General features: G+C 61.3%; 19 protein-coding genes. 12 read left to right on the top strand and 7 right to left on the bottom strand.

Translation table 11 applies throughout. The features are described 5' to 3' along the window. Nucleotide 1: 1 nt before the first annotated feature. The 9 genes from NE850_RS06215 to NE850_RS06175 all read left to right on the top strand — a co-directional run bounded on the left by NE850_RS06215 (nucleotide 2) and on the right by NE850_RS06175 (nucleotide 10,414). Nucleotides 2-2,212, top strand: coding sequence for a polysaccharide biosynthesis tyrosine autokinase (locus tag NE850_RS06215; protein WP_310698534.1), 2,211 nt, complete (start codon nucleotides 2-4; stop codon nucleotides 2,210-2,212). A 276-nt stretch (nucleotides 2,213-2,488) separates the two neighbouring features. Then, nucleotides 2,489-3,733 carry a UDP-N-acetyl-D-mannosamine dehydrogenase gene (gene wecC, locus NE850_RS06210; protein WP_007176530.1) on the top strand — a complete coding sequence of 415 codons (1,245 nt, stop codon included), beginning with the start codon at nucleotides 2,489-2,491 and terminating at the stop codon, nucleotides 3,731-3,733. A gap of 39 nt (nucleotides 3,734-3,772) precedes the next feature. After that, nucleotides 3,773-5,074: a flippase gene (locus NE850_RS06205; RefSeq protein ID WP_232064316.1), complete on the top strand. Its 1,302-nt coding sequence runs from the start codon at nucleotides 3,773-3,775 to the stop codon at nucleotides 5,072-5,074. Then, complete coding sequence (locus tag NE850_RS06200; protein ID WP_310698533.1) at nucleotides 5,071-5,898, top strand: glycosyltransferase family 25 protein; 828 nt, start codon at nucleotides 5,071-5,073, stop codon at nucleotides 5,896-5,898. Before NE850_RS06205 ends, NE850_RS06200 begins: the two co-directional genes overlap by 4 nt. Before the next feature lie 196 nt (nucleotides 5,899-6,094). Then, complete coding sequence (locus NE850_RS06195; protein ID WP_310698532.1) at nucleotides 6,095-7,195, top strand: O-antigen ligase family protein; 1,101 nt, start codon at nucleotides 6,095-6,097, stop codon at nucleotides 7,193-7,195. Beyond that, nucleotides 7,192-8,346 (top strand): glycosyltransferase family 4 protein, encoded by a 1,155-nt coding sequence (locus NE850_RS06190; protein ID WP_007176534.1) that lies wholly within the window; start codon nucleotides 7,192-7,194, stop codon nucleotides 8,344-8,346. The genes NE850_RS06195 and NE850_RS06190 overlap by 4 nt, the downstream gene beginning before the upstream one ends. A 5-nt stretch (nucleotides 8,347-8,351) precedes the next feature. Then, nucleotides 8,352-9,155, top strand: a complete 804-nt coding sequence (locus tag NE850_RS06185) for a heparin lyase I family protein (protein WP_035516501.1) — start codon at nucleotides 8,352-8,354, stop codon at nucleotides 9,153-9,155. A gap of 105 nt (nucleotides 9,156-9,260) precedes the next feature. After that, nucleotides 9,261-9,950 carry a WecB/TagA/CpsF family glycosyltransferase gene (locus NE850_RS06180; protein WP_310698531.1) on the top strand — a complete coding sequence of 230 codons (690 nt, stop codon included), beginning with the start codon at nucleotides 9,261-9,263 and terminating at the stop codon, nucleotides 9,948-9,950. 44 nt (nucleotides 9,951-9,994) lie between these two features. Then, nucleotides 9,995-10,414 carry a serine O-acetyltransferase gene (locus tag NE850_RS06175; RefSeq protein ID WP_007176537.1) on the top strand — a complete coding sequence of 140 codons (420 nt, stop codon included), beginning with the start codon at nucleotides 9,995-9,997 and terminating at the stop codon, nucleotides 10,412-10,414. Nucleotides 10,415-10,433: 19 nt separating this feature from the next. On the opposite strand, the gene NE850_RS06170 is transcribed toward NE850_RS06175, so the two are convergent. From NE850_RS06170 to NE850_RS06160, 3 genes are all read right to left on the bottom strand, one after another. Continuing rightward, on the bottom strand, nucleotides 10,434-11,054 hold the full coding sequence (locus NE850_RS06170) for a LysE family translocator (protein WP_007176538.1): 621 nt from the start codon (nucleotides 11,052-11,054) through the stop codon (nucleotides 10,434-10,436). Nucleotides 11,055-11,175: 121 nt separating this feature from the next. After that, a complete protein-coding gene (locus NE850_RS06165; RefSeq protein ID WP_310698547.1) occupies nucleotides 11,176-11,715 on the bottom strand; it encodes a hypothetical protein in 540 nt (179 codons plus the stop codon). 531 nt (nucleotides 11,716-12,246) lie between these two features. Then, the gene (locus NE850_RS06160) at nucleotides 12,247-12,831 is read right to left on the bottom strand and encodes a YigZ family protein (RefSeq protein ID WP_165189612.1); all 585 of its coding nucleotides are present in this window, start codon (nucleotides 12,829-12,831) and stop codon (nucleotides 12,247-12,249) included. 242 nt (nucleotides 12,832-13,073) lie between these two features. Here NE850_RS06160 and NE850_RS06155 point away from each other — a divergent pair, with 242 nt between their 5' ends. Further along, the gene (locus NE850_RS06155) at nucleotides 13,074-13,700 is read left to right on the top strand and encodes a LysE family translocator (protein ID WP_007176541.1); all 627 of its coding nucleotides are present in this window, start codon (nucleotides 13,074-13,076) and stop codon (nucleotides 13,698-13,700) included. Nucleotides 13,701-13,766: 66 nt separating this feature from the next. Here NE850_RS06155 and NE850_RS06150 read toward each other — a convergent pair whose 3' ends face one another. Further along, nucleotides 13,767-14,135 carry a hypothetical protein gene (locus NE850_RS06150; RefSeq protein ID WP_007176542.1) on the bottom strand — a complete coding sequence of 123 codons (369 nt, stop codon included), beginning with the start codon at nucleotides 14,133-14,135 and terminating at the stop codon, nucleotides 13,767-13,769. 325 nt (nucleotides 14,136-14,460) lie between these two features. Here NE850_RS06150 and NE850_RS06145 point away from each other — a divergent pair, with 325 nt between their 5' ends. Further along, nucleotides 14,461-15,099: a 2-hydroxychromene-2-carboxylate isomerase gene (locus NE850_RS06145; protein WP_007176543.1), complete on the top strand. Its 639-nt coding sequence runs from the start codon at nucleotides 14,461-14,463 to the stop codon at nucleotides 15,097-15,099. Between the two features lie 42 nt (nucleotides 15,100-15,141). Here NE850_RS06145 and NE850_RS06140 read toward each other — a convergent pair whose 3' ends face one another. After that, nucleotides 15,142-15,399, bottom strand: a complete 258-nt coding sequence (locus NE850_RS06140) for a DUF2866 domain-containing protein (RefSeq protein WP_007176544.1) — start codon at nucleotides 15,397-15,399, stop codon at nucleotides 15,142-15,144. Between the two features lie 256 nt (nucleotides 15,400-15,655). Between NE850_RS06140 and NE850_RS06135 the strand changes: the two genes are divergently transcribed. Continuing rightward, on the top strand, nucleotides 15,656-16,774 hold the full coding sequence (locus NE850_RS06135) for a diguanylate cyclase (protein WP_007176545.1): 1,119 nt from the start codon (nucleotides 15,656-15,658) through the stop codon (nucleotides 16,772-16,774). 29 nt (nucleotides 16,775-16,803) lie between these two features. Here the strand turns inward: NE850_RS06135 and NE850_RS06130 are convergent, their stop codons facing one another. Both NE850_RS06130 and NE850_RS06125 read right to left on the bottom strand, forming a co-directional pair. Then, on the bottom strand, nucleotides 16,804-18,537 hold the full coding sequence (locus tag NE850_RS06130; protein ID WP_007176546.1) for a penicillin-binding protein 2: 1,734 nt from the start codon (nucleotides 18,535-18,537) through the stop codon (nucleotides 16,804-16,806). Nucleotides 18,538-19,071: 534 nt separating this feature from the next. Further along, nucleotides 19,072-20,613 (bottom strand): methyl-accepting chemotaxis protein, encoded by a 1,542-nt coding sequence (locus NE850_RS06125; RefSeq protein WP_007176547.1) that lies wholly within the window; start codon nucleotides 20,611-20,613, stop codon nucleotides 19,072-19,074. Between the last annotated feature and the right edge of the window lie 114 nt (nucleotides 20,614-20,727).

The raw sequence follows: 20,727 nt of genomic DNA, 5'->3' as shown, positions 1-20,727 counted from the left end.
CATGAAATTACTTGATCAGGAACGCTCGGCCGAAGCGCCAGGCGAAAAGGAAATCACGCTGTCCGAGGTCATTGGCCTGTTGGGCGAGAATCGGCTTCTGATTGCGTTGATCACTGCGGCAATGCTGTTTCTCGGCGTGGCCTATGCGTTCGTCGCCACGCCGTTGTACAAAGCCGATGTGATGATTCAGGTCGACAGCGACCCCGGCAGCGAGACGCTCAACGACAAGCTCGGCGATCTTGCGTCGTTGTTCCAGAGCAAGGCGTCGACCGACGCTGAAATTGAGCTGATCCGTTCGCGAATGGTGGTCGAAGAAGCGGTCCGAAGTTTGCATCTTGACGTCAAGGCAACGCCGTACCAATTTCCGCTAATCGGCGCGCTTGTCGCACGGTATATGCCCGCAAGCGCTCCCGCGAATCCCATCTTGGGGATGAGTACTTTCGCGTGGGGCGGCGAGAGTCTGGAGGTGACGCAATTCGACGTCCCCGCCGCGCTCTACGACCGGTTTTTCAAATTGATGGTGGGACCGAACCAGACGTTCGAACTCCACGATCCCGATGGCCGACCGGTGTTACACGGCGCTGTCGGCGTCGCGGCGCAGGGCAAGACGCGGTATGGGCTGGTGCAACTAAGGGTGAACCGCATGGTTGCGCGCGCCGGTACGTCGTTCAATCTGGCGAGGGCTTCGACGCAACTGACGGCAGCGGATTTGCAAAGTGCACTCGATATCAGCGAGAAGGCGAAACAGTCGGGCATTGTCGCAATCTCGCTGGAAGGCGCGGACGCTGCGAGGACCGCTGCGACCGTCAACCGTATTGCGAGCATTTATGTTCAGCGAAATGTGGACAGAAAGTCCGCGCAGGCGCAGCAGATGTTGCAGTTCCTCGGTGAACAACTCCCCCAGTTGCGCGCGGACCTCGACGAAGCCGAGGCGAAATATAACGCGTTCCGTACCCGGAACGGCACTGTCGATCTGGAGGCCGAAGGCAGACTTCTCCTGCAGTCGATCGTCGATAGCCAGACCAGGTTAGTCGAGTTGCAACAACAACGTTCCGCGCTTGCGCAACGGTACACGGCGGAACATCCCTCCGTGCAGGCCATCGACGCCCAGATCGCGGATCTGAAAAAACGGCAGGGTGCTTTCAACGAAAAAGTCGCGGCCCTGCCGAATGTGCAACAACAGGCGCTCCGTCTGATGCGCGACGTGCGGGTTGATACGGACCTGTACACGAAGCTGCTGGATAGCACGCAGCAATTGCATGTCCTGAAGGCGGGTCAACTGGGTAACGTTCGCACCGTCGACTATGCGGAGGTGGCCGAAAGGTCCGTCAAGCCGAAGAAAACCCTGGTGATTGCATTGGCAGGCGTTATCGGTTTGCTGCTCGGATGCTCCATCGCATTTGTGCGCGGCACGCTGAATCGAGGCTTGGAGACGCCGTCGGAAATAGAAGGCGCAGTGGGTGTGCCGGTGTACGCGATCGTCTCGAAGAGCACGCGGCAGCGGGCGCTACAGCAGGCGGCGTGTGGCGGCGCTCCGGGATTGAACGTGCTTGCGGCGGTTCAGCCCGACGATATCGCGGTCGAGGGAATCCGCAGTTTGAGAACGGCATTGCAATTCGGTTTGCTCAAATCGCACAACAACATCGTGATGTTGACGGGGCCGCGGCCAGGCGTCGGCAAGTCGTTCCTCTCGGTGAACCTGTCGGCGGTGCTATCGGCAGGCGGCAAGCGCGTGCTGTTGATCGACTCGGACATGCGTCGGGGCAACGTGCACAGATACTTCTCGCTTCCCAGTAAGCCGGGCCTGTCCGATGTGATCGGCGGAGTCGAGCCCTCCAGCGCCGTCCACCGCCAGGTTCTGCCGAACCTCGACGTATTGACGAGCGGCAGTGTGGCCTCTAGTCCGGCTGAAATGCTGATGAGCGATTCCTTCGGCAGATTGCTCGCACAGTTCAGCAAGCAGTACGACGTAGTGATCGTGGATTCGCCACCGGTTCTGGCTGTGACCGACCCGGTGCTGGTCGGCAAACATGCAGGCCTGACATTGCTCGTGGTCCGTCACGGACGTCACTCGGCCGCCGAGCTCCAGGAAAGCGCGCGTCAACTGAGTAGCGCCGGCCGTGCAGTCGATGGAGTCCTGTTGAACGGCGTACCCCTGCGAGCCAGTACATACGGCGCGTTCTCCGAGTATGGGGCGCAGAAGGCCAGGTAATGGATTTCAACAAATCAGCCCGGACTGAAACAGGGCCTTCCACGAAGATCGTCGCGCGTCATTTCACGACGCGCGATCAGTGCACGGCTCGCCTATGAACAAACGGATTTCGCGCATCTTCCGAAAGAAGTCTTCGACGCAGGTGTGATGAAACCCATCGTCCATATGGCGATGACCATGCCTGCCCTCGCATTGCCAATGCGTTATTTGCAAAACGTTTCAGTTCGGCTCTAGCGGTCTGAGCGAACGCAATCTGCTTACGGATATAGGAAAGAAATGGATTTTGAAACTGTTTCGGTGGTTGGCCTCGGCTACATTGGACTTCCAACAGCGGCCGCATTTGCAGCACGCCGCAAGCGCGTCATTGGCGTGGACGTCAGCCAGCATGCGGTCGACACGATCAACCGCGGCGCCATTCACATTGTCGAGCCAGAGCTCGACATGCTGGTGCACGCGGCGGTAACGCAAGGCTATCTGCGCGCAACGATCACGCCCGAGCCTGCGGATGCGTTTCTGATTGCCGTGCCGACACCTTTCTCGGACGGCTACAAGCCGGACCTCCGCTTCGTCGAGGCGGCGAGCCAGGCGATCGCGCCGGTGCTCAAGAAGGGCGATCTGGTGGTGCTCGAATCGACTTCGCCGGTCGGCACGACCGAACAGATGGCAGCCTGGATGGCGCAAGTGCGTCCCGATCTCACTTTTCCGCAACAGGCAGGCGAACAATCGGATATCCGCATCGCTCATTGTCCGGAGCGCGTGCTGCCCGGTCACGTGATTCGGGAACTGGTTGAGAACGACCGCGTAATCGGCGGCATGACGCCCCGGTGCAGCGAGTTGGCGCGCGAACTCTATCAAAGCTTCGTGCGCGGCGATTGCATCCTGACGGATGCCCGGACAGCCGAGATGTGCAAGCTCACCGAGAATTCGTTCCGCGACGTCAACATCGCCTTTGCCAACGAACTCTCGATTATCTGCGACAAGCTCGATATCAACGTGTGGGAGTTGATTCGCCTTGCGAACCGGCATCCGCGCGTGAGCATCCTGCAGCCGGGGCCCGGCGTGGGCGGTCATTGCATTGCCGTCGACCCCTGGTTCATCGTGGATTCCGCACCGGAGCAGGCGCGCCTGATTCGTACCGCGCGAACGGTCAACGACTCCAAGCCGGGCTATGTGATCGACCGCGTCGAACGCGCGGCGCGACGCTTCAAGGATCCGGTGATTGCGTGCCTCGGGCTGGCTTTCAAGGCGAATATCGACGACCTGCGCGAAAGTCCGGCGGTCGAAATCGCCGACGAACTCGCGGAGCGATTCGCGGGCCAGGTGGTGGTGGTCGAACCCAATGTCAGAACGTTGCCCGCGGCGCTCGACGGCAAGGTCAGGCTCTGCGAATTGAACGAAGCGCTGCTGGAGGCGGACATTATCGTCATTCTGGTCGATCACGCGCAGTTCCGGCGCGTGGATCCGGTTCGATTCCAGGCGAAGGTCGTGATCGATACGCGCGGCGTTCTGGCGCATGCGTAAGCCGTCGTGTTCTTCAAGGCCCGCACGCAGAGGCATCGATTGAGCGATCAATATGCAACGCGCGCGGAGCCGGCGGTGAAGGCGCCGCGCATCCGCACGAACTTCCTCGCCATGATGGTGTGGCAGATCGGGAATTACCTCGTGCCGCTGGCGACGTTTCCGTATCTGACGCGTGTGCTCGGCGCGGCGAATTTCGGCGTGCTCGGGTATGCGATGGCGGTCGCCACGTACGGAATGCTGGTGACGGAGTGGGGGTTTTTTCTCAGTGGTCCCAAGGCGGTAGTCGAACGCCGGGAGCGACCGGAGGCGCTTAACGAGCTCGTCTGGTCGACGATGACCGCGAAGGGATGCCTATGCGCACTCTCGTTTGCGGTGCTACTGGTCGTCGCGCACTTTGATCGAAAGCTGGCTTCGGTTCTTCCCGTGGTACTCGCCGCGTGGCCGATGGCGATCGGGAATGTCTTTACGTTGAACTGGCTGTTGCAAGGATTGGAGCGCTTCCCGGTGTTTGCGACAGTGGCGTTGGCGGGACGCTTTGCGGCGTTACCGCTGACGTTCATCTTCGTTCGCGATAGTGGCGACGTTGCTTTCGCGGCGGGAATCCAGGGAGGAGCGGCGGTTCTGACCGGCCTGTTCTCTCTGGTTGCCGCACGGCGCATGGGTGTGTTGCGTCTTCCCTCGGCCTCGGTACGCTCGGTTTGCCAGCGCGTCAGGGAAAGCGCCGACATGTTCGTCTCGTCGGCGTCAGCGAGTCTTTTCGGCGTTACCAACGCGGTCATTCTCGCGTCAATGGCAACGCCGTATCAGGTGGGCATCTATACGGCCGCCGACAAGCTCAAAACCGTGGCCAACATGGTGCCGGCTCAAATCAACACGGTTTGCTACCCGCGCATCGCTTCGTTGTTCAAGGCGCAGCCCCGCTCGGCTGCGCGGCTTACGGTTATCGGCGCACTTGCCACTGTGGCGACGACACTTGCCGGCCTGGCTGTCATCGCCTGTGCGTCGGTGCCTCTTACTGCGTTGATATTGGGTGCGGGCTATGCCGGCTCGGCGTCGCTGCTGAAGCTGCTTTGCGGGGCAACGGTATTCGGCAACCTGGCTTATTTCCTCGGATTGCAGGTGCTGGTGCCATTCGGGAGTGCCCGTACCCGTTCGTTGTTGATGCTGGCCGCCGGCGCGTTGAACGTCGGACTGGCGATCGTTCTGACACCGCGTTTCGGCGCCGAGGGCGCTGCGGTGTCGGTGCTCGCCGCAGAGGCAGCGCTGCTCGCTGTATATGTCGCGATGATCCTCGGCAAACCATCGCTACGCCACCACTTTACCCAACTGTTGATTCGATGATGGAAAGCCTGGTACCCGTTCAAGTCATATCCCTGTCCCGTTCTGGCCGTCGCGACGCGATCGCCAGGTTCTTGACCGATCATGGCGCCGCATTTCGAATCGAGGACGCAGTGGATGGCCGTTCGCTTGCGCAAAGCGAACTGGATGCCGTCTATGACGACGCTGCGGCTCGCCGTCGTTACGGACGTTCGATGACCCGTGCAGAGGTGGCGTGCTTCATGAGCCATCGTTCGGTGTGGCGCAAGATTGTCGAGACAGGGCGCGCCGCAGTGGTCCTCGAAGACGATGCGATGCTCGAACCGGCTTTCTTTGAACACGTGTTGCGTGCGAACGAGCCCGAACTGTCCGCCGTTGCCGACATTGTTCTCCTGGGACGATCCAAGTTGCGCCGCACCGCGTCGTCGTGGACCTACTTCAATGAACCGCTCAGACGGGTCACCGGAGTCGGCGGGCTGCGTGTCGGTGTCCCGTTCAAACAGTGGACGTCGGGAGCCGTGGGCTACTGGATCTCGGCGCACGCCGCCCGTCGGGCCCTCGCATACTCGGAACGCCCACTCGGCGCGCTGCTCGATGATTGGCCGTGGCATCGCGACGAAGGCGGTGCTCGCGTAGTCGAATTGCGCCCGTACGCGGTGTGGGAAGACTTTGACCGGTTGCCAAGCAGTATCGAGGATGAGCGTAGAGCGAATATACGTTCACGCGCGTCCTGGCATGACGTGGCGCTTTGGCCGCTACGTCTTGCACGCACCGCGGCGCGTTGGAGTGTGGTTGCGTTGCAGCGGTTTTCGCCGGTAAACGAAGCGGCAAGCGCGCGCCATGATTAACAGCGTATTTCTGCACAGGCAAAGCGGATTGACGGTACTGAAGCCGACACGTCTGCTTCCGGGATCGTTGATATGGATGGTGTTCGCCGGCGGTCTCGCACTGTCGCCGTTCGCTGACTATCTGTCAGTCCGGGCCGCGCATGGAATCGAGGCTGCGGGCGGCGAGGCGCGCTACTCGCTGTTCGTGCGCGGGAGCATGGTGACGGGGCTGCTACTGATTCTGTTGGCAAGCGGCCGGATGAGGCTCTCGAGTTGGCGCACGGCGCTGCTGGCCGTGCTGGCGGTCGTGGCATCGGCTGGGACGTGCGCATTCGGGGATATGTCGAGCGCAGAGTTCGTGCAGCAGACGGTTTTCGTTCTCAAGTCGTTCTCCTTTTTTGTTTGCCTTGCAGCCCTCTCGGGAATGAGCGACCGGCAACTCGGCAAGCTGGAACCGATCATGCGGTTCACGTTGCTTGCCTACGCGTTAGCGATCGTGGCGGGTGCAATGTTCTCGATCGATATGTTTCGTAGCTATTGGGCTGAAACGCAGATCCGTTCCGGCTACAAGGGCATTGTGTACGCACAGAACGAAGCATCCGCGCTGATGATCGTGGGGCTGGGCTACAGCCTGTTGAGAGTTTTGAAGTCGGGCTGGTCGGCGTGGAATGGCGCGCTGGTGTGCAGCATCGTGCTGGCCTCTTGCCTCGTGGGTACCAAAGCGGCGATGGCCGGAGCGGTTGCCATGACATGTTCATATTTCTACTGCCGACATAAGGTGCCGCAAGCGACCGTCCGCGCATTGACACTCGTTGCAGTACTGGTTGGCGTCACGGTGGCCGTCTATCTGTCGCTGCCGGGCGTGCAAAGCGCCGTCGATCTCAGTCTGAATTATTTCATGTATCAACGTGATCACGCGGGCAACGGTGGAGTATTTACCATGATTTTGTCCGGGCGTGATGTCAAGTTTTCAAACGTATGGGACGAAGTAGCAAAGGAAGCCTATGTCCCGCTGTTCACGGGCGGTTATCCGGTAGTGCGTTATCTGGTTGAGATCGATGTTCCGGATCTGATGTTGGCGATGGGTGTGCCGGTCGGTATCTTCTATTTGTGGGGCGTGGCGAAGGCATTTTTGCATGGTGGATGCGGTGCGGCGCCGGGTTTCGGCAAGTGGTTTTATATCGTCTTGATGGCAATGGCCTGCACGGCGGGGCACGTGCTGGTGTCGGCGATCGTCAGCCCGTACCTGGCCATGATCGCCGTGCTCGTCGAACGCGCCGCGGCATCGCCGCCCTTTAACGAAAAGGTGGAACGATGAGTAAGCGCCAGGACGATAACCCAAACCTGTCTCACGAAGCGGCGCCGTTACGCGTGCTGCACGTGGGACCGGGACAAGGTCAGCGAGGCGGCATTGCATCTGTTCTCGCTGAACTCGGCGCACAGCGGGCGAGGTTTCGGCATGCGGGCGTCGTTGTGGCCATCTTCGAAACACATGGTTTCCAGAGCATGAGATCGCTGCTGTGTTTTGCGCTAGTCGACATTCCTCGCTTTCTGTTTGCGGTGCTCAAAGGTGTTGACCTGATTCATTTCCATGTGTCGGTCCGTGGGTCGTTCTATCGGAAATTCCTGTTGTACCTTCTTGCCCGGTTGTTCGGCAAGAAGACCATTTTTCATCTGCATGCGGGTAATTTCCAGGATTTCTGGGCGAGTAATGGACCGACTACTCGTAAAGCGGTGTCGTGCTTCATTCGCGGGGCGGACGCCGTGGTGGCTGTGTCGTCAGCAATTGCGTCAGAGCTCCAGGGTCATCGAGGCATTACGCACAATCTGTATGTGATCGGGAATACGGCGTATAGCGCCGAGTTGGCGGCCGGTGCGGCTTTGCCCGAGTCCTCGGACGGGAAGGGCGCGGACATGACGCGATATGTCGCCTTTGCCGGCAGATTCACGGAAGGCAAGGGGCTCGACGAATTGCTGAGGGCGATTGCGGCGCTGAATCGGCAGGGCCTTAAGGTTCAGTTGCGGCTAGCCGGTGCGGGCGATACGGATAGGTGGACTCGCGCAGCGATCGAATACGGCGTAAGCGACCAGGTCCGCTTTGTCGGCTGGTTGCAGGGCGATGCAAAACTCGCGTTCTATCGCGACGCGGCCGTATTTTGCATGCCGAGTCATTTTGAAGCGTTCGGCATCTCGACACTGGAGGCGATGTTTATCGGACGCCCCGTGATTGGCACGCGCGTCGGCGGATTCTTCGATCTGGTCGAGGAGGGCGTGACAGGCTATCTCGTCCGTTGCGGCGACGCACACGAACTCGCGGAGAGAATCCGGCATTTGATGGAGAGTCCTGAACTTGCGCGTGCGATGGGGCGGCAGGCGGTATCAAGAGCCTTGAGCCGTTATTCGGTTGACGCGATTGTCAGTCAGTATGTTCGTTGTTATCGGCAAGTAAGCGGATTCAGGGGGGCGTGACTTATATGAGGCAGAGATGGGCATATCGATTGACGCTAATTTGTCTTTTAGGAACCTTAAGTATTGCTCGCGCCCAGGATATCGGAATTGCCTGGACCGATCCGCAAATGACCGCGTTGGCGAGCACGTATGACAGGATTTTCTCGACCGGATGGGACCACGGTATCGATGCCGGCATCGGCGTTCAGGCAAATCCCGGCGATATCACCGTGGTCGACGATCCCGTGGTGGGCGGACGAAAGGCTTTACGAGTTCATATGTTCCAATCCGAGGACTTTTCGAGGATCGCGAACGGCGTGCCCCGCGCGGAATTGATCTTTCCGAAAGCGGTGAGTTTTTCGCAAGGACCGGATTATCTGATCAGATGGAGCACGCTCATACCGGTTGGATTTACCTTCGACGCCAAACAGGCGGTCATCATCACTCAGGTACACCAGGGCGAATGGACGGGCGGCCCGACAATCGCGCTGAGTTTGCAGGGTAAGCAGTACGCCATTTCGGAGCGGGGAGGGGTGAATACTGCGACCGTTTCCGCAGGCAAGTGGTTGTGCTGCGCCGACGTTGACAAGGGCAAGTGGGTCAACTGGTCGCTGCGCTATGTTGCCGACGATTCTGGTTACCACGCTTCGACTCAGTTGTGGAAGGACGGACATCTGGTGTTCGCGTCGCAAGGGGTGCCGAACGCCTATATAGGCGTACAGGACGCGTATCTGAAAATGGGGCTGTACAAGTCTGGGTGGAAGAGTTCGGTGTCGGACGTCAGCGAGATCACGTTGTTTTATGGACCGGTCTCGGTGTCGAAGAAATAAAGACTACACCCGCGGCAAGCTATTCATGGGTGGGTGTCAGGGAACTAACAGAGTGGTGTTATGAAGCGTATTGAAGTGTTTGGATGTCCGATGGATGCGGCGACAATGGACGAAACGGTTGCCGAAATCGTAACTCGCGTCAATGCAAGGCAGTTCACCCAGCATGTCGTGGTCAATGTGGCGAAGCTCGTACACATGCAGGCCGACAAGGAACTGGCAAAGTCGGTGCAGGATTGCGATCTGATCAATATCGACGGGATGGGCGTGATCTGGGCCGCGCGAATGCTTGGTCACGCGGTGCCTGAGCGCGTTGCCGGCGTCGATCTATTCGACCGCTTGCTGGCGGAGGCGGCGAAGCTTGGACTTCCGGTGTTTCTGCTCGGCGCGACCGATGAGGTCGTCACACGCGTCGCCACGATATGCACAGCCCGCTATTCCGGTCTGCAAATCGCCGGATACCATCACGGTTATTTCGGCGACGACCAGCAATCCGTTGTCGACCGGATCCGCGAGTCAGGCGCACGACTGCTGTTCGTGGCGATTACCTCGCCCACCAAGGAAAATTTTATCAACCGCTGGCAGGCCGCGCTCGGTGTCGATTTCGTAATGGGGGTTGGCGGAACGTTCGATGTCGTGGCCGGTAAAGTCAGCCGCGCGCCTCGGTGGATGCAAAGAGCCGGTCTGGAGTGGTTCTTCCGTGTCCTGCAGGAACCGCGTCGTATGTGGCGCCGCTATCTGGTCACGAACAGCAAGTTCGCACTGATGTTGGGTAAGGCTTTGATCGTCCAGCGGTAGCCGGGGTAGACCAGTTGCACGGACTGTGGAAAGGGAAGTTTTTCATGCTGCACATTTATCGCATTGCGCATCTGCTTTATCGGCTGCACGTGCCTTTTCTGCCTTGGGCGTTGAAGGTTTTTAACCGCGTGGTCTTTTCTGTATCCTTGCCGCCGTCGGTAATAGTGGGGCGCAACGTGATATTCGGCTATCAGGGGCTCGGTATCGTGGTACACCGGCACGCGGTGCTAGGTAACGATATCGTCATTGCACCCAACGTGGTAATTGGGGGCCGCGGCCAGCCTGGCGCGCCGATAATCGAGGACAACGTTCTGATCGGCGCGGGCGCATGCATATTGGGGCCGGTGACGATTGGGCGGAACGTGAAGATCGGAGCGAATGCCGTGGTCACGTTCGACGTACCGCCGAATGTAACGGTGGCAGGCGTCCCTGCTCGAATCGTCAAGCCACGGCAGGGCAGTTGAATGCCTTGCCCGTATGTGCTCACCCCCGCCTGGCCATCAAAAACCCCACCCCGATCGCCGCCAGAAAACACCCACAGCAGCGATTAAACCACCTCCGAACCCGCGCGCGCACCAGCCATTTCCCGAGATACATCCCCGCCCACGAATACAGCGCGATAGCAAACCATTCCAGCACCAGAAAACTGAGACCCAGCACCGCGAACTGCGGCAGCATAGGCTTGGCGATATCGACGAACTGCGGCAGGAACGCGGTGAACACCAGAATGGCCTTCGGGTTGCCGGCGGCCACGAGGAACTCTCGCCGAGTGACCCGCGCAAGCGAGGCATCGTGCTGCTGTGCCGTGTCGAGGGTAGGCGCGTCGCTGCGCCACAGCTGGATGGCGAGCCAGATCAGATAGGCGGCACCGGCCAGCTTGATCGCGAGAAAGAACCACTCCGACGCGTGCAACACAACTGCAAGGCCTGTCGCTGCAAGCACTAGCATCATGGCGAATGCGATCAGGCGACCCGTGCCGCCGACGAACGCGGTCATGAAACCATGGCGCGCCGCCACATTGATCGACAGCAGATTATTGGGCCCGGGTGCGAGATTGATCGCGAAGCAGGCGGGCAGAAAGAACAGCCAGGCGGTGATGGACATGACGGCTCGCGCGGTGAATGGACGCTGGAGATCTATCACACGGCAAGACGGCGGCCCGCGCGATATATCTTCCTCCAGTTCATTGTAGCGAAACCGGTCCGGGGCTACGCGGTCGGCGCCCTCAATTCACCGCTTTGACAAAGCCCGGATCGCCGATCAACGCGTCGACGCTCAGCTTGACCGTGTCTTCAATGGCGATGGTGTTATTGGTGAATTTGGGTGATTTCTGTTTAACCGTTTTGGTGGTTGAAAACACGACCTTTTGGGTCGTGGCATCAGTTACCACATAACGCATTTTCAGCGTCCAGAACGCTGTGGAGCGCGTGTCGTCCACCGTGAATTTTTCAATACTTCCGCTGAGAACCCGTTTGCCCGAGTCGAGATGAAAGCCGGCGATTTTCAGGCTGTTCACAATGCCGTTGCGCACGGTTTCGTTGATATCGTCTTTGAGCACGATGCCTGTCATCGCCGTGTTTTCGATGCGGTTCGGTGAGACCTGTCCATTGCGGGCCGGAATGTAGGGGAAGTCACGGGCGGGGGCGACGCTGAGCCAGCCGGTCGGATGCGCCGCCGCGCGCGGCGCGCTATTCAGGCCGAACCACGACCACGAGCAGGCAGAGAGCATCAGCGGTAGCGCGATCGTGCCGCATCCCTTGAGCATGGTCGTTGCCAGGGGTGAATGGGTAGGACTGAGCGATTGCGGCAGAGGCGCGCTCCAATGCGGCGACTCAGGCGCTGTGCTGGAAAAAGCGGCGGTCGAAGTCAGAGGGATTACCCTTTTAAATTGAGTCATTCCGGGGAATAAACGACATGGTAACAGCGACCTGGATCCGTGCGTCTCTTAATGAGGTCGCGGCCCGGATTCGCGGAGGTTTAAACGGGTGTGCCCATCATAGCCAGCAGGCGCTGCAAGAGACACAGCGTCAATAGAGGATGGCGTCCACGCATCGATCGGCGCCCGAGCCAAATCGATGCGAATGCCGTTATCTCACGACAATAACCGCGGCGCATGAAAACTGTGCGCATCGGACACGCACAGGGCTTGCTCGCGTGGCTCGGAAAGTACTCAGGATGACATATCAAATGATCAGGCGAACGGCAACAGCGACTGCTATGAGATCGAACCGCTCGCATAGTCAGGCGAGGGTTGCAAAGAAGCGAGCAGCGGTCTGGCCTGCGGATCGTCGAGCCATCAGAAGAACCCGGCTTTCCCCTGCGTCATGTCCACCAGCGCTCGCTGGGCGTTATCCACCGCGTTGACGGGCAAGCGGATCGTCATCTTCACCAGCATCGCGTAGGCGCTGTCCACAAGCGCATAGCCTTCGGCATCGATCCATCGGCGCACTTTCGCCTCGTCGGCGTAGCTCACTTCGACGGTCAGCGAAACCTGAGCGATCCGTTCGACGCGCGGCGCATCCAGTAAAGCCGAAGCGATCGCGTCCGTGTACGCGCGCACGAGTCCACCGGCGCCGAGCTTCACGCCGCCGTAGTAGCGCACGACGGCGGCCAGCACACCGTCCAGATCGTGATGCCGCAGTACTTCGAGAATCGGCCGGCCGGCGGTGCCGGACGGCTCGCCGTCGTCGGACATGCCGGACTGGCCGCCCGCCAGCAGCGCCCAGCAGACATGCGTCGCGGCGGGATGCTCGTCGCGCAGACGCCGCAATTCGGCCATCGCGGCGTCGCGGTCGGCGACCGGTATCGCATACGCAATAAATCGGCTCTTGCGAATCTCGAGTTCTGCGCTCAACGGCGCGGGCAGCGTATAAGTGGGCAAGGCAAAGACTTCGGTGGATGAAAAATACGGGCCGCGTGCGGCACCGTGCCCGTCATGGTAACGGATCGGCGCCTGCTGATGGATCTGGCGTCGCGGCGCATGCGCGCCTTGAGCGCCGTGTTTTTCGCCGTGGTGACTATCGTCTGCCGCGCTCCAATGAAATTGCACGCCTTCGTCTACAATCTTTTGCTGAACGCGCGCGCCCTTCCGCGAAACTCGGCGCGCGTCATCAAGGAGACAGCATGCTGGATCTATCCACGTTAGGGACTTTCGTTGCCGTTGTACTCGGGCTTTTTCTGATTCCCGGTCCGGCTGTGCTGCTGGTTTTGACGCGCACGGTGCATGGCGGCCGCCAGGCCGGCATTCTCACGGGGCTCGGTATCGCGGTTGGCGATTTCATTCATACGCTGGGCGCATCGGTCGGCCTCTCGGCGCTTCTGATGACCTCCGCGCTGGCCTTCAATGCGGTGAAGTTCGTCGGTGCGGCCTATCTCGTCTATCTGGGCGTTCGCGCGTTGCGCGAGAAACAGGCGGGCGCGCATATGCCGGCCGTGGCGCCGGTATCGGCCGCGAAGGCTTTCTTTCAGGCCATTCCCGCCGAAGTGCTGAACCCTAAGACTGCGCTGTTTTTTCTCGCGTTTCTGCCGCAATTCGTTCATCCCGAACACGGTTCCACGTTCTTGCAGTTCACCACGCTCGGGCTGATCTTTGTCGGCATGAGTGCGCTTTATACGACGCTGATCGTGCTGACCATTCGTCCGCTGGGCAAACTCGTCAAGCGTTTGACGTGGCTGACGCGCTGGCAGAACAGGATCATCGGCGTACTGTTCATTTCGCTCGGCCTGCGTGTGGCGACGCAAACGCGTTGAAAACGCGTTGAGCAATCCGCGCACGTTGCTGCCCGTCACTGCGGGAGTAGCGCGACCGCGTTGTGGCTAGATATTGCGGCGCTGTCGCCTGAGACGGCCTTCGCGCGCATATTCCATCTGGCCTTCGGTGCGAACCGCGAGCCTTTCCTGTTGGGTGCGGCTCATCTGCTGCGTATCGTCGATGTCGCCGACACGCAGCACTTCCTGGGCGATCCTGATGCGCAGCGTCATCAACGGTTCGCCGCGTTCAACCAGCGTGCGGTCCGCTGCGCGCGCCTGCTGGACGCCGCAGTCGATCAGATTGCGCAGTTCCAGTAGCGTGAGCCGCTGCCGCTGGATTTCGAGGATGAGCCGCTGAACGGCCTGCTCGTCGCGGGTGCGCCACCAGGCGCGCAATTCGGCGAGCGTGGGAGGTTCGAAGTGTGGAAGGCGCATTGCTCAGACGAAAAGTACTGTATATGCGTACAGTATATCCCGTCTCTTTACGGAACCGCGTAGAGCACTTTCGCGGGCTTACCACCTGCGCGAAAGGCGGCCCGATTGGCTCAGCACAGCGCCAGCATGATGGACGTCGAGACCACGATGATGAAAAGACACGTGGCGGTAAGGATGTCGTAGGGATAGCGCATGATGTATGACCATCTGACGTGGCGGAGCGAAGAGCCATCATAGGGATAAGCGCACCACGCGACTGTTAAGCTTTGCAAGACGCGGGGCATCGGCGGTCGCCATGTACCTGCATACGATCGGAGGGGCAAACATGAGCGACGCCGCGGCTTGCGCGACCACACGTGCGCCGGAAATCGAGTTCTGGTTCGACTTCGGCAGCAACTACAGCTATCTCAGCGTCATGCGCATCGAAGCGCTGGCTGCGGCGCGAGGCGCGCGGATTTGCTGGCGCCCCTTCTTGCTGGGCCCTGTTTTTCGCGGCCTCGGTTTCGACGATTCGCCATTCGTGCTGCAGAAAGAGAAGGGCGCGTATGTGTGGAAGGACATGGAGCGGCAATGCCGCAAATATGGCATTGCACTGAAGCGTCCCACCACATTTCCACGTGCAGCACTTCTCGCCATGCGCGTGGCGTTGCTCGGCGCGGATCGCGAATGGATGGCCGCCTATTGCCGCGAGATCATGCAACTGAACTTCGCGCGTGACCGTGATATCGGTTCGCTGGAGGTGGTGAGCGAGGCGCTCGGCGAATTGGGTTTGCCCGCGCAGCAGATCATCACCGAGGCGCAAAGCGACGCGAACAAACTGCGCTTGCGTGAACAGACCGCAGCGGCCGCGCGCCGGGGCATTTTCGGCGCGCCGACATTTTTTGTGGGCGATGAAATGTTCTGGGGCAACGACCGGCTGGACGATGCATTGGACTACTGCGTATCGATCGCGCCAGACGGCTAGCGCGATGAATGCGTCGCACGCAACCTGCGCCTTCGTATGCTACTACTCGTCGCTCTGCTGGCAGAAGCGCCGGCCCGGAACGTGCGAGACGACAGCCTGAGCGATTTCAAGCGGCGTGCTTTCGGCGGGCACCACCCGGCGGCTCGATTCGGGCGTGTGCTTCATGGTCCATTCGACGAGCCGGTACGAACGCCCCCAAGGATGCTGCAGCGGGTCCGAGACCTTGCATGAGTGAATCTGCCGGACCCATTCGTTGTCGGGCATGGCGCGCAGATGCTCGAATACCGTGTCTTCATCCATGATTTGACTCCTTCTTCGCGGGCCTGCAGCCCGTCTTCTGGCGCGTCGTCGACACCCCGGAGAAAAAGCGCCGCCGATGTTCTGGCGGCTTCAACAGGGGATGTTGTGCCTCATGGTTACAGCAAAGAATTAAGCGAGACTTAAGATCGCGCAAAAGCGTAGGCGGTGCGCACCCTCAAGCCCTCGCGAAATTGGCCGTTATCAGAGTGGTTGGGGCCGCCAACCCCGCTCCGCCTTCGGGCCTGCACCTCACAACGTGACGAATCTCGCCCAAACGCCGCTCGCCGAGCGTCTTCGCTCGCTCGTCGATACCGTGCAGCACAATGAGCGCACGCTACGCCGCTTCCAGAACGTGGAACTACGGTTGATCGGCGCGCAGGACTTCGCGTCCTTTCTCGACACGCTATTCAGTCAGTTGCCGCGGGAATTCTCGCTGGCGGGCGTGACGCTCTGGCTCGACGACCGCGCGCCGATGCTGCGTGAACTGCTCGAACCGGTCGCCTTGCTGGCACTCGATCAGCCCCGCTTGCGAACTTCGCGCGAAGGCGGCCTTGCGGCACAAGGTCTGTGCGAAGACGGCCGGCCGTGGCTCGGCACACTGCGCGAACTGAACGACACCGTGCGGCGCGCTTTCTTCGGTGATGCGGAAGATGTGCCGGCAAGTGCGATCCTGCTGCCGCTTGCCTCCGGCGATACGATCAGCGGCTATCTCTGGCTCGGCAGTGACGACGCGGCGCGGTTCGGTCAAGGCATGGCCACCGACATTCTGGAGCGCTTCGCGAGCATCGTGACAGCGAGCCTCGACAATGTCGCGCATCGCGAGCGGCTCAAGCAACTGGGCATGACCGATTCGTTGACAGGCCTCGCCAATCGCCGCTATTTCGACGAGCGGCTGCGCGAGGAAGTCATGCGCGCCGTCCGCTATCGCATGCCGGTGGCATGTCTTTTCATCGATATCGACAGCTTCAAGCGGATCAACGACACCTACGGCCATCAGACCGGCGACCGCGCGCTGGCGGCGGTGGCGGCTTGTGTGCGGCAGCAGGTGCGTCTGGGCGATACCGTGGCGCGTTACGGCGGCGAGGAATTTGCCGCGCTGCTGCAAGGCGACCGGGCCGACGCGCTCACCGTCGCCGAGCGCGTGCGGCTGGCGGTCGAAAGGCTGGCTTTGCAGGACGATCATGGCGAACGCATCGCCTTGACGGTGTCGATCGGCGTGGCGTCGCGGATGGTCAGTGGCACGCCGACCGAAGCCGCCACGTTAGGCGGCGCGATCATGGAGGAAGCCGATCGCGCGATGTACCAGGCCAAACGCAACGGCCGTAATCGCATCGAAGCGCTGGTGAGCGCAAGCGGCGATCACACGGCCGGTTGAGCGGCGCGTGCTGCGGGAATTCGCCGCATTCAGATCGCCGGCGCATCCGGCGGCACGCCGAGCAACTGCAGCGCTCCGCCCGTCACGCCGCTGAACACCGGGCCGGCCACCGTTCCGCCGTAGAACGCCTTACCCGCCGGGTCGTCGATCATCACCGCGACGATCAGCCGTGGGTCGCTCATCGGCGCCATGCCGACGAACAGCGCACGGTAGCGGTTCTTCGCGTAAGTCGCGCCGACCTGTTTGCGCGCCGTGCCGGTCTTGCCGCCGATCCGGTAGCCTTCCACCGTTGCCGCGCGCCCGGTGCCACCCACGCCGGTCGCCATTTCCAGCATTGAGCGGATGGCGCGCGCGGTGGCCGGCGTCGTGACCGCATGACCCGCGTCCGCGGATTGCTCGACGTTACCCGCCCCGCTGCGCAACAGACTGACGCGATGCATCGTGCCGTCGCCGGCATAGGCCGTGTAGACCTGTGCGATCTGCAATAGCGACGTGGAGAGCCCATAGCCATACGCCATGGTGGCCTGTTCGATCGGACGCCAGCGTTTATACGGCCGCACCTTGCCCGACGCTACGCCCGGAAAGGTCAGCTCGGGGCGCAGACCGAGCCCGTATTCCTGATACTTGGTCCAGATCTTTTCGGCCGGCAGATTCAGCGCGAGCTTGGCGAGCGCGATATTGCTCGACTTCTGCACCGCTTCGGCGACGCTCATCGCGCCGTGATTCGAGGTGTCGTGAATCACGGCCGGGCCGATCCTGTACCAGCCGGGCGCGGTGTCGATAATGCTCTGCGGCCGCACCTTGCCCTCGTCGATCGACAGTGCGACGACCACCGGCTTGATGGTCGAACCCGGCTCGAAAGTGTCGACCACCGCGCGGTTGCGCAGTTGGCGGCCGGTCAGGCGGGCGCGGTCGTTCGGATCGAAGCTCGGGTAGTTGGCGAGCGCCAGGATTTCGCCGTTGCGGGCATCGAGCACCACCACGCTGCCGGCTTCGGCGTGATGTCGGGCAACAGCCTCCTTCAGTTGCGCGTAAGCGAGCTGCTGAATCCGCCGGTCGATCGTCAGGTGGATAGTTTCGCCGTTCTGCGCGGGCACCAGCGGCCGGGTCTCGGACACCACGCGCCCCAGACGGTCGCGGATCACTTCGCGCTGGCCGGGCACGCCGAGCAGTTGTTCATTGGCGGCGAGTTCGATACCTTCCTGGCCGTTGTCCTCGATATCCGTGAAACCGACCACGTGTGCCGCGGATTCGCCTTCGGGATAAAAGCGCTTCGAATCCGCGATCTGCGTGATGCCGGCAAGGCCCAGTTTGGACAGATGCCCGGCGGTCTCCGCGTCCACCTGGCGCTTGAGCAGGACGAAGGTCTTGTCGCCGTTCAGACGCCTGCGCAACTCCGCCAGCGGCAGATCGAGCAGCCTGGAGAGCGGCGCGACCGCGGCTTCGTCGATCAGCTTGGGCGAGGCCCAGATTTCGTAGGTCGCAAGGCTGACGGCGAGCATCGAGCCGTTGCGATCGACAATCCGCCCGCGTGTCGCGTCGAGTTCGATGGTGCGTTGGTAGCGCTTCTGGCCCTGATCGACGTAGAAATCCTGGTTCACCACCTGCACCCAGAACGCGCGCCCCGTCAGCGAGGCGAACGCGCCGAACACCAGCAGGACGATGAATTTCGAACGCCACATCGGCAGGCGCGCGGCCAGCAACTGGTTCTTCGCGACGGGCGCGTAGGGGTCGTGAGATTGCGATTTCTTCTTCTGGATCATTAGGGGCGGATAACGAACAGCTCGATTAACTTGCGTCGCCCGAATCGGCGGCGGCGAATGCCTTCCTGAAGTGCCGGCGAAATCGCTCGGCCGGCGCCACGACATGGCTGGGCGCGTCGTGGCCGCACGTCGCGGCCGATCGCCAGGAAGGCCGGCTCAATTGTAATGAGAACGTAATCCGTATGGGAGATCCGCGCAAGTGGGGCGTGACCGGGTAGGGCTTCGCGCACCGTGTCGCCGCCGGGCGCGTCCGGGAACTCGCCGACGCCAAATCTGGCTCTACGCGGCGGCGCTCCGGGGTGAGGTAAGCATTCGCCGCGCAAGGCGGCCCCACGTCGACCATGAGTGGCCGAAGATGGGCGAGCCGCGTACGGGCATAAAAAAACCGCGCGGACTTGAAAAATCCGCGCGGCTCTTTCGTTCGATTAATGCGTCGACTCCGACGCGGCGTGTTAAAGAGGCGCTCTCTGCCTGTTGAGCGCCTTCTTTTTTGGGTGACTGATTGCGTCGGTTGCGGGTGGTGGTTCGAAACCGTCAGGCCGGCAGCGCGAAGCTCGAGATCGCTTCGCGCAGCACTCCCACCTGATCCTTCAGCGAATGCGCCGCGGCCGCGGCCTGCTCGACCAGCGCTGCATTCTGCTGTGTGACCTGATCCATTTCGCCGACCGCCCGATTGACCTGCTCGATGCCCGCGCTCTGTTCGCGCGAGGCGTTGCTGATCTCTTCGAGGATCTCGTTCACGCGCCGCACCGACTGCACGATCTCGCCCATCGTCGAACCCGCGTTGGCGACCAGCGACGCGCCGGCTTCGACCGTATGCGTCGAAGTCTCGATCAAGGCCTTGATTTCCTTCGCCGCCGTGGCCGAGCGTTGCGCGAGGCTGCGCACTTCGGCTGCGACCACCGCGAAGCCGCGACCCTGTTCGCCCGCGCGGGCCGCTTCCACGGCTGCGTTGAGCGCGAGAATGTTGGTCTGGAAGGCGATGCCGTCGATCACGCCGATGATGTCGCCGATCTGCCGCGAACTGGTAGTGATCTCGCCCATCGTGCGCACCACGTCGTCGACCACGCGGCTGCCGCGCGTGGCGACGTCCGCGGCCTGGCCGGCGAGGTGGGCGGCCTGCTGCGCACTGTCCGCGTTCTGCTTCACGTTGACCGTCATCTGGTCCATGCTCGAAGCCGTTTCGACGAGCGCGGCGGCCTGCTCTTCAGTGCGCTGCGAGAGATCCGTGTTGCCGGCGGCGATTTCCGTCGCGCCGATATTGATGTTTTCCGTGCCGAGACGCACGCGCGACACGGTTTCGACGAGGCCGGCCTGCATCGTCTGAAGCGCGTGCAGCAGGCTGCCGGCGCTGTCCGGCCGCACCGGCACGCGCGTGGCGAGATTGCCACCCGCCATTAACTGCGCGTGTTCCACGGCCGCTTCGAGATCGCCGCCGAGCGAGCGGCGAATGCTGCGCAGCACCAGCAGCATGACGACGGTGGCGATCGCGCCGAGCGTGACGGTGATGACGAGCCAGCGCAGCAGACTGGCGTAGAACTCGCTTTGCACGTCGTCCATATACATGCCGGTGACGATATACCAGTCCCACGGCGCGAAGTGCAGCGCGTAGCTGGTTTTGGCCACCGGCTTATCGTTGCCCGGCTTGGCCCACAGATAGTCGATGAAACCGCCGCCTTCGCGATTGCCCGCGGTGACGATATCGGTGAACAGATGGTTGCCCGCCGGATCGGTGAACTGCCCAAGGTTCTTGCCGACCATTTCCGGCTTGAACGGATGCATCAACATGACCGGCTGCGAGTCGTTGACGGAGATGTAGCCGTCCTTGCCGTAGCGCATGGCCGCCAGCGTCGCGAGCGCCTGCTTTCTGGCTTCGTCTTCAGTGATTGTGTGCTGCTGCGCGAGCGTGTAGTAGCGGCCGACGATGTGGTTGGCCTGGTCGATCAGCGATTGCAGCTGATCGCGGCGATCCGAAATCATCGAGGCGCGGTTTTGCCATGCGCCGAAGCCGCCGATCAGGATCAGGCCGATCCAGAGGACGCCGATCATCGAGGCCAGTTTCTTGTTCAAAGTCATAGCGGTTTTTTGCTTTCGCACAGTGTCGGTCAGGATTGGGTTCGCTTGCGGCGAATGGCTTGTCGCTGACTGTGTTTACGGCGCGGCTTCAGGGACTCCACAGGCAGGGGAAAC

Source organism: Paraburkholderia sp. USG1, assembly GCF_031570135.1.
Classification (GTDB): Bacteria; Pseudomonadota; Gammaproteobacteria; order Burkholderiales; family Burkholderiaceae; genus Paraburkholderia; species Paraburkholderia dioscoreae.
The sequence above is the reverse complement of the archived record's forward strand: the minus strand, read 5'-3'. Positions and strand labels throughout refer to the sequence as shown.

Excerpts from the sequence above, each read along its gene's own strand:
- NE850_RS06125 (WP_007176547.1), bottom strand. The coding sequence starts at position 20,613 with ATGACTTTGAACAAGAAACTGGCCTCGATGATCGGCGTCCTCTGGATC.
- NE850_RS06170 (WP_007176538.1), bottom strand. The coding sequence starts at position 11,054 with ATGTCCATCACCGCCTGGCTGTTCTTTCTGCCCGCCTGCTTCGCGATC.
- wecC (WP_007176530.1), top strand. The coding sequence starts at position 2,489 with ATGGATTTTGAAACTGTTTCGGTGGTTGGCCTCGGCTACATTGGACTT.
- NE850_RS06190 (WP_007176534.1), top strand. The coding sequence starts at position 7,192 with ATGAGTAAGCGCCAGGACGATAACCCAAACCTGTCTCACGAAGCGGCG.
- NE850_RS06130 (WP_007176546.1), bottom strand. The coding sequence starts at position 18,537 with ATGATCCAGAAGAAGAAATCGCAATCTCACGACCCCTACGCGCCCGTC.
- NE850_RS06195 (WP_310698532.1), top strand. The coding sequence starts at position 6,095 with ATGGTGACGGGGCTGCTACTGATTCTGTTGGCAAGCGGCCGGATGAGG.
- NE850_RS06185 (WP_035516501.1), top strand. The coding sequence starts at position 8,352 with ATGAGGCAGAGATGGGCATATCGATTGACGCTAATTTGTCTTTTAGGA.
- NE850_RS06175 (WP_007176537.1), top strand. The coding sequence starts at position 9,995 with ATGCTGCACATTTATCGCATTGCGCATCTGCTTTATCGGCTGCACGTG.
- NE850_RS06150 (WP_007176542.1), bottom strand. The coding sequence starts at position 14,135 with ATGCGCCTTCCACACTTCGAACCTCCCACGCTCGCCGAATTGCGCGCC.
- NE850_RS06215 (WP_310698534.1), top strand. The coding sequence starts at position 2 with ATGAAATTACTTGATCAGGAACGCTCGGCCGAAGCGCCAGGCGAAAAG.
- NE850_RS06140 (WP_007176544.1), bottom strand. The coding sequence starts at position 15,399 with ATGGATGAAGACACGGTATTCGAGCATCTGCGCGCCATGCCCGACAAC.
- NE850_RS06145 (WP_007176543.1), top strand. The coding sequence starts at position 14,461 with ATGAGCGACGCCGCGGCTTGCGCGACCACACGTGCGCCGGAAATCGAG.
- NE850_RS06200 (WP_310698533.1), top strand. The coding sequence starts at position 5,071 with ATGATGGAAAGCCTGGTACCCGTTCAAGTCATATCCCTGTCCCGTTCT.
- NE850_RS06155 (WP_007176541.1), top strand. The coding sequence starts at position 13,074 with ATGCTGGATCTATCCACGTTAGGGACTTTCGTTGCCGTTGTACTCGGG.
- NE850_RS06165 (WP_310698547.1), bottom strand. The coding sequence starts at position 11,715 with ATGCTCAAGGGATGCGGCACGATCGCGCTACCGCTGATGCTCTCTGCC.
- NE850_RS06180 (WP_310698531.1), top strand. The coding sequence starts at position 9,261 with ATGGACGAAACGGTTGCCGAAATCGTAACTCGCGTCAATGCAAGGCAG.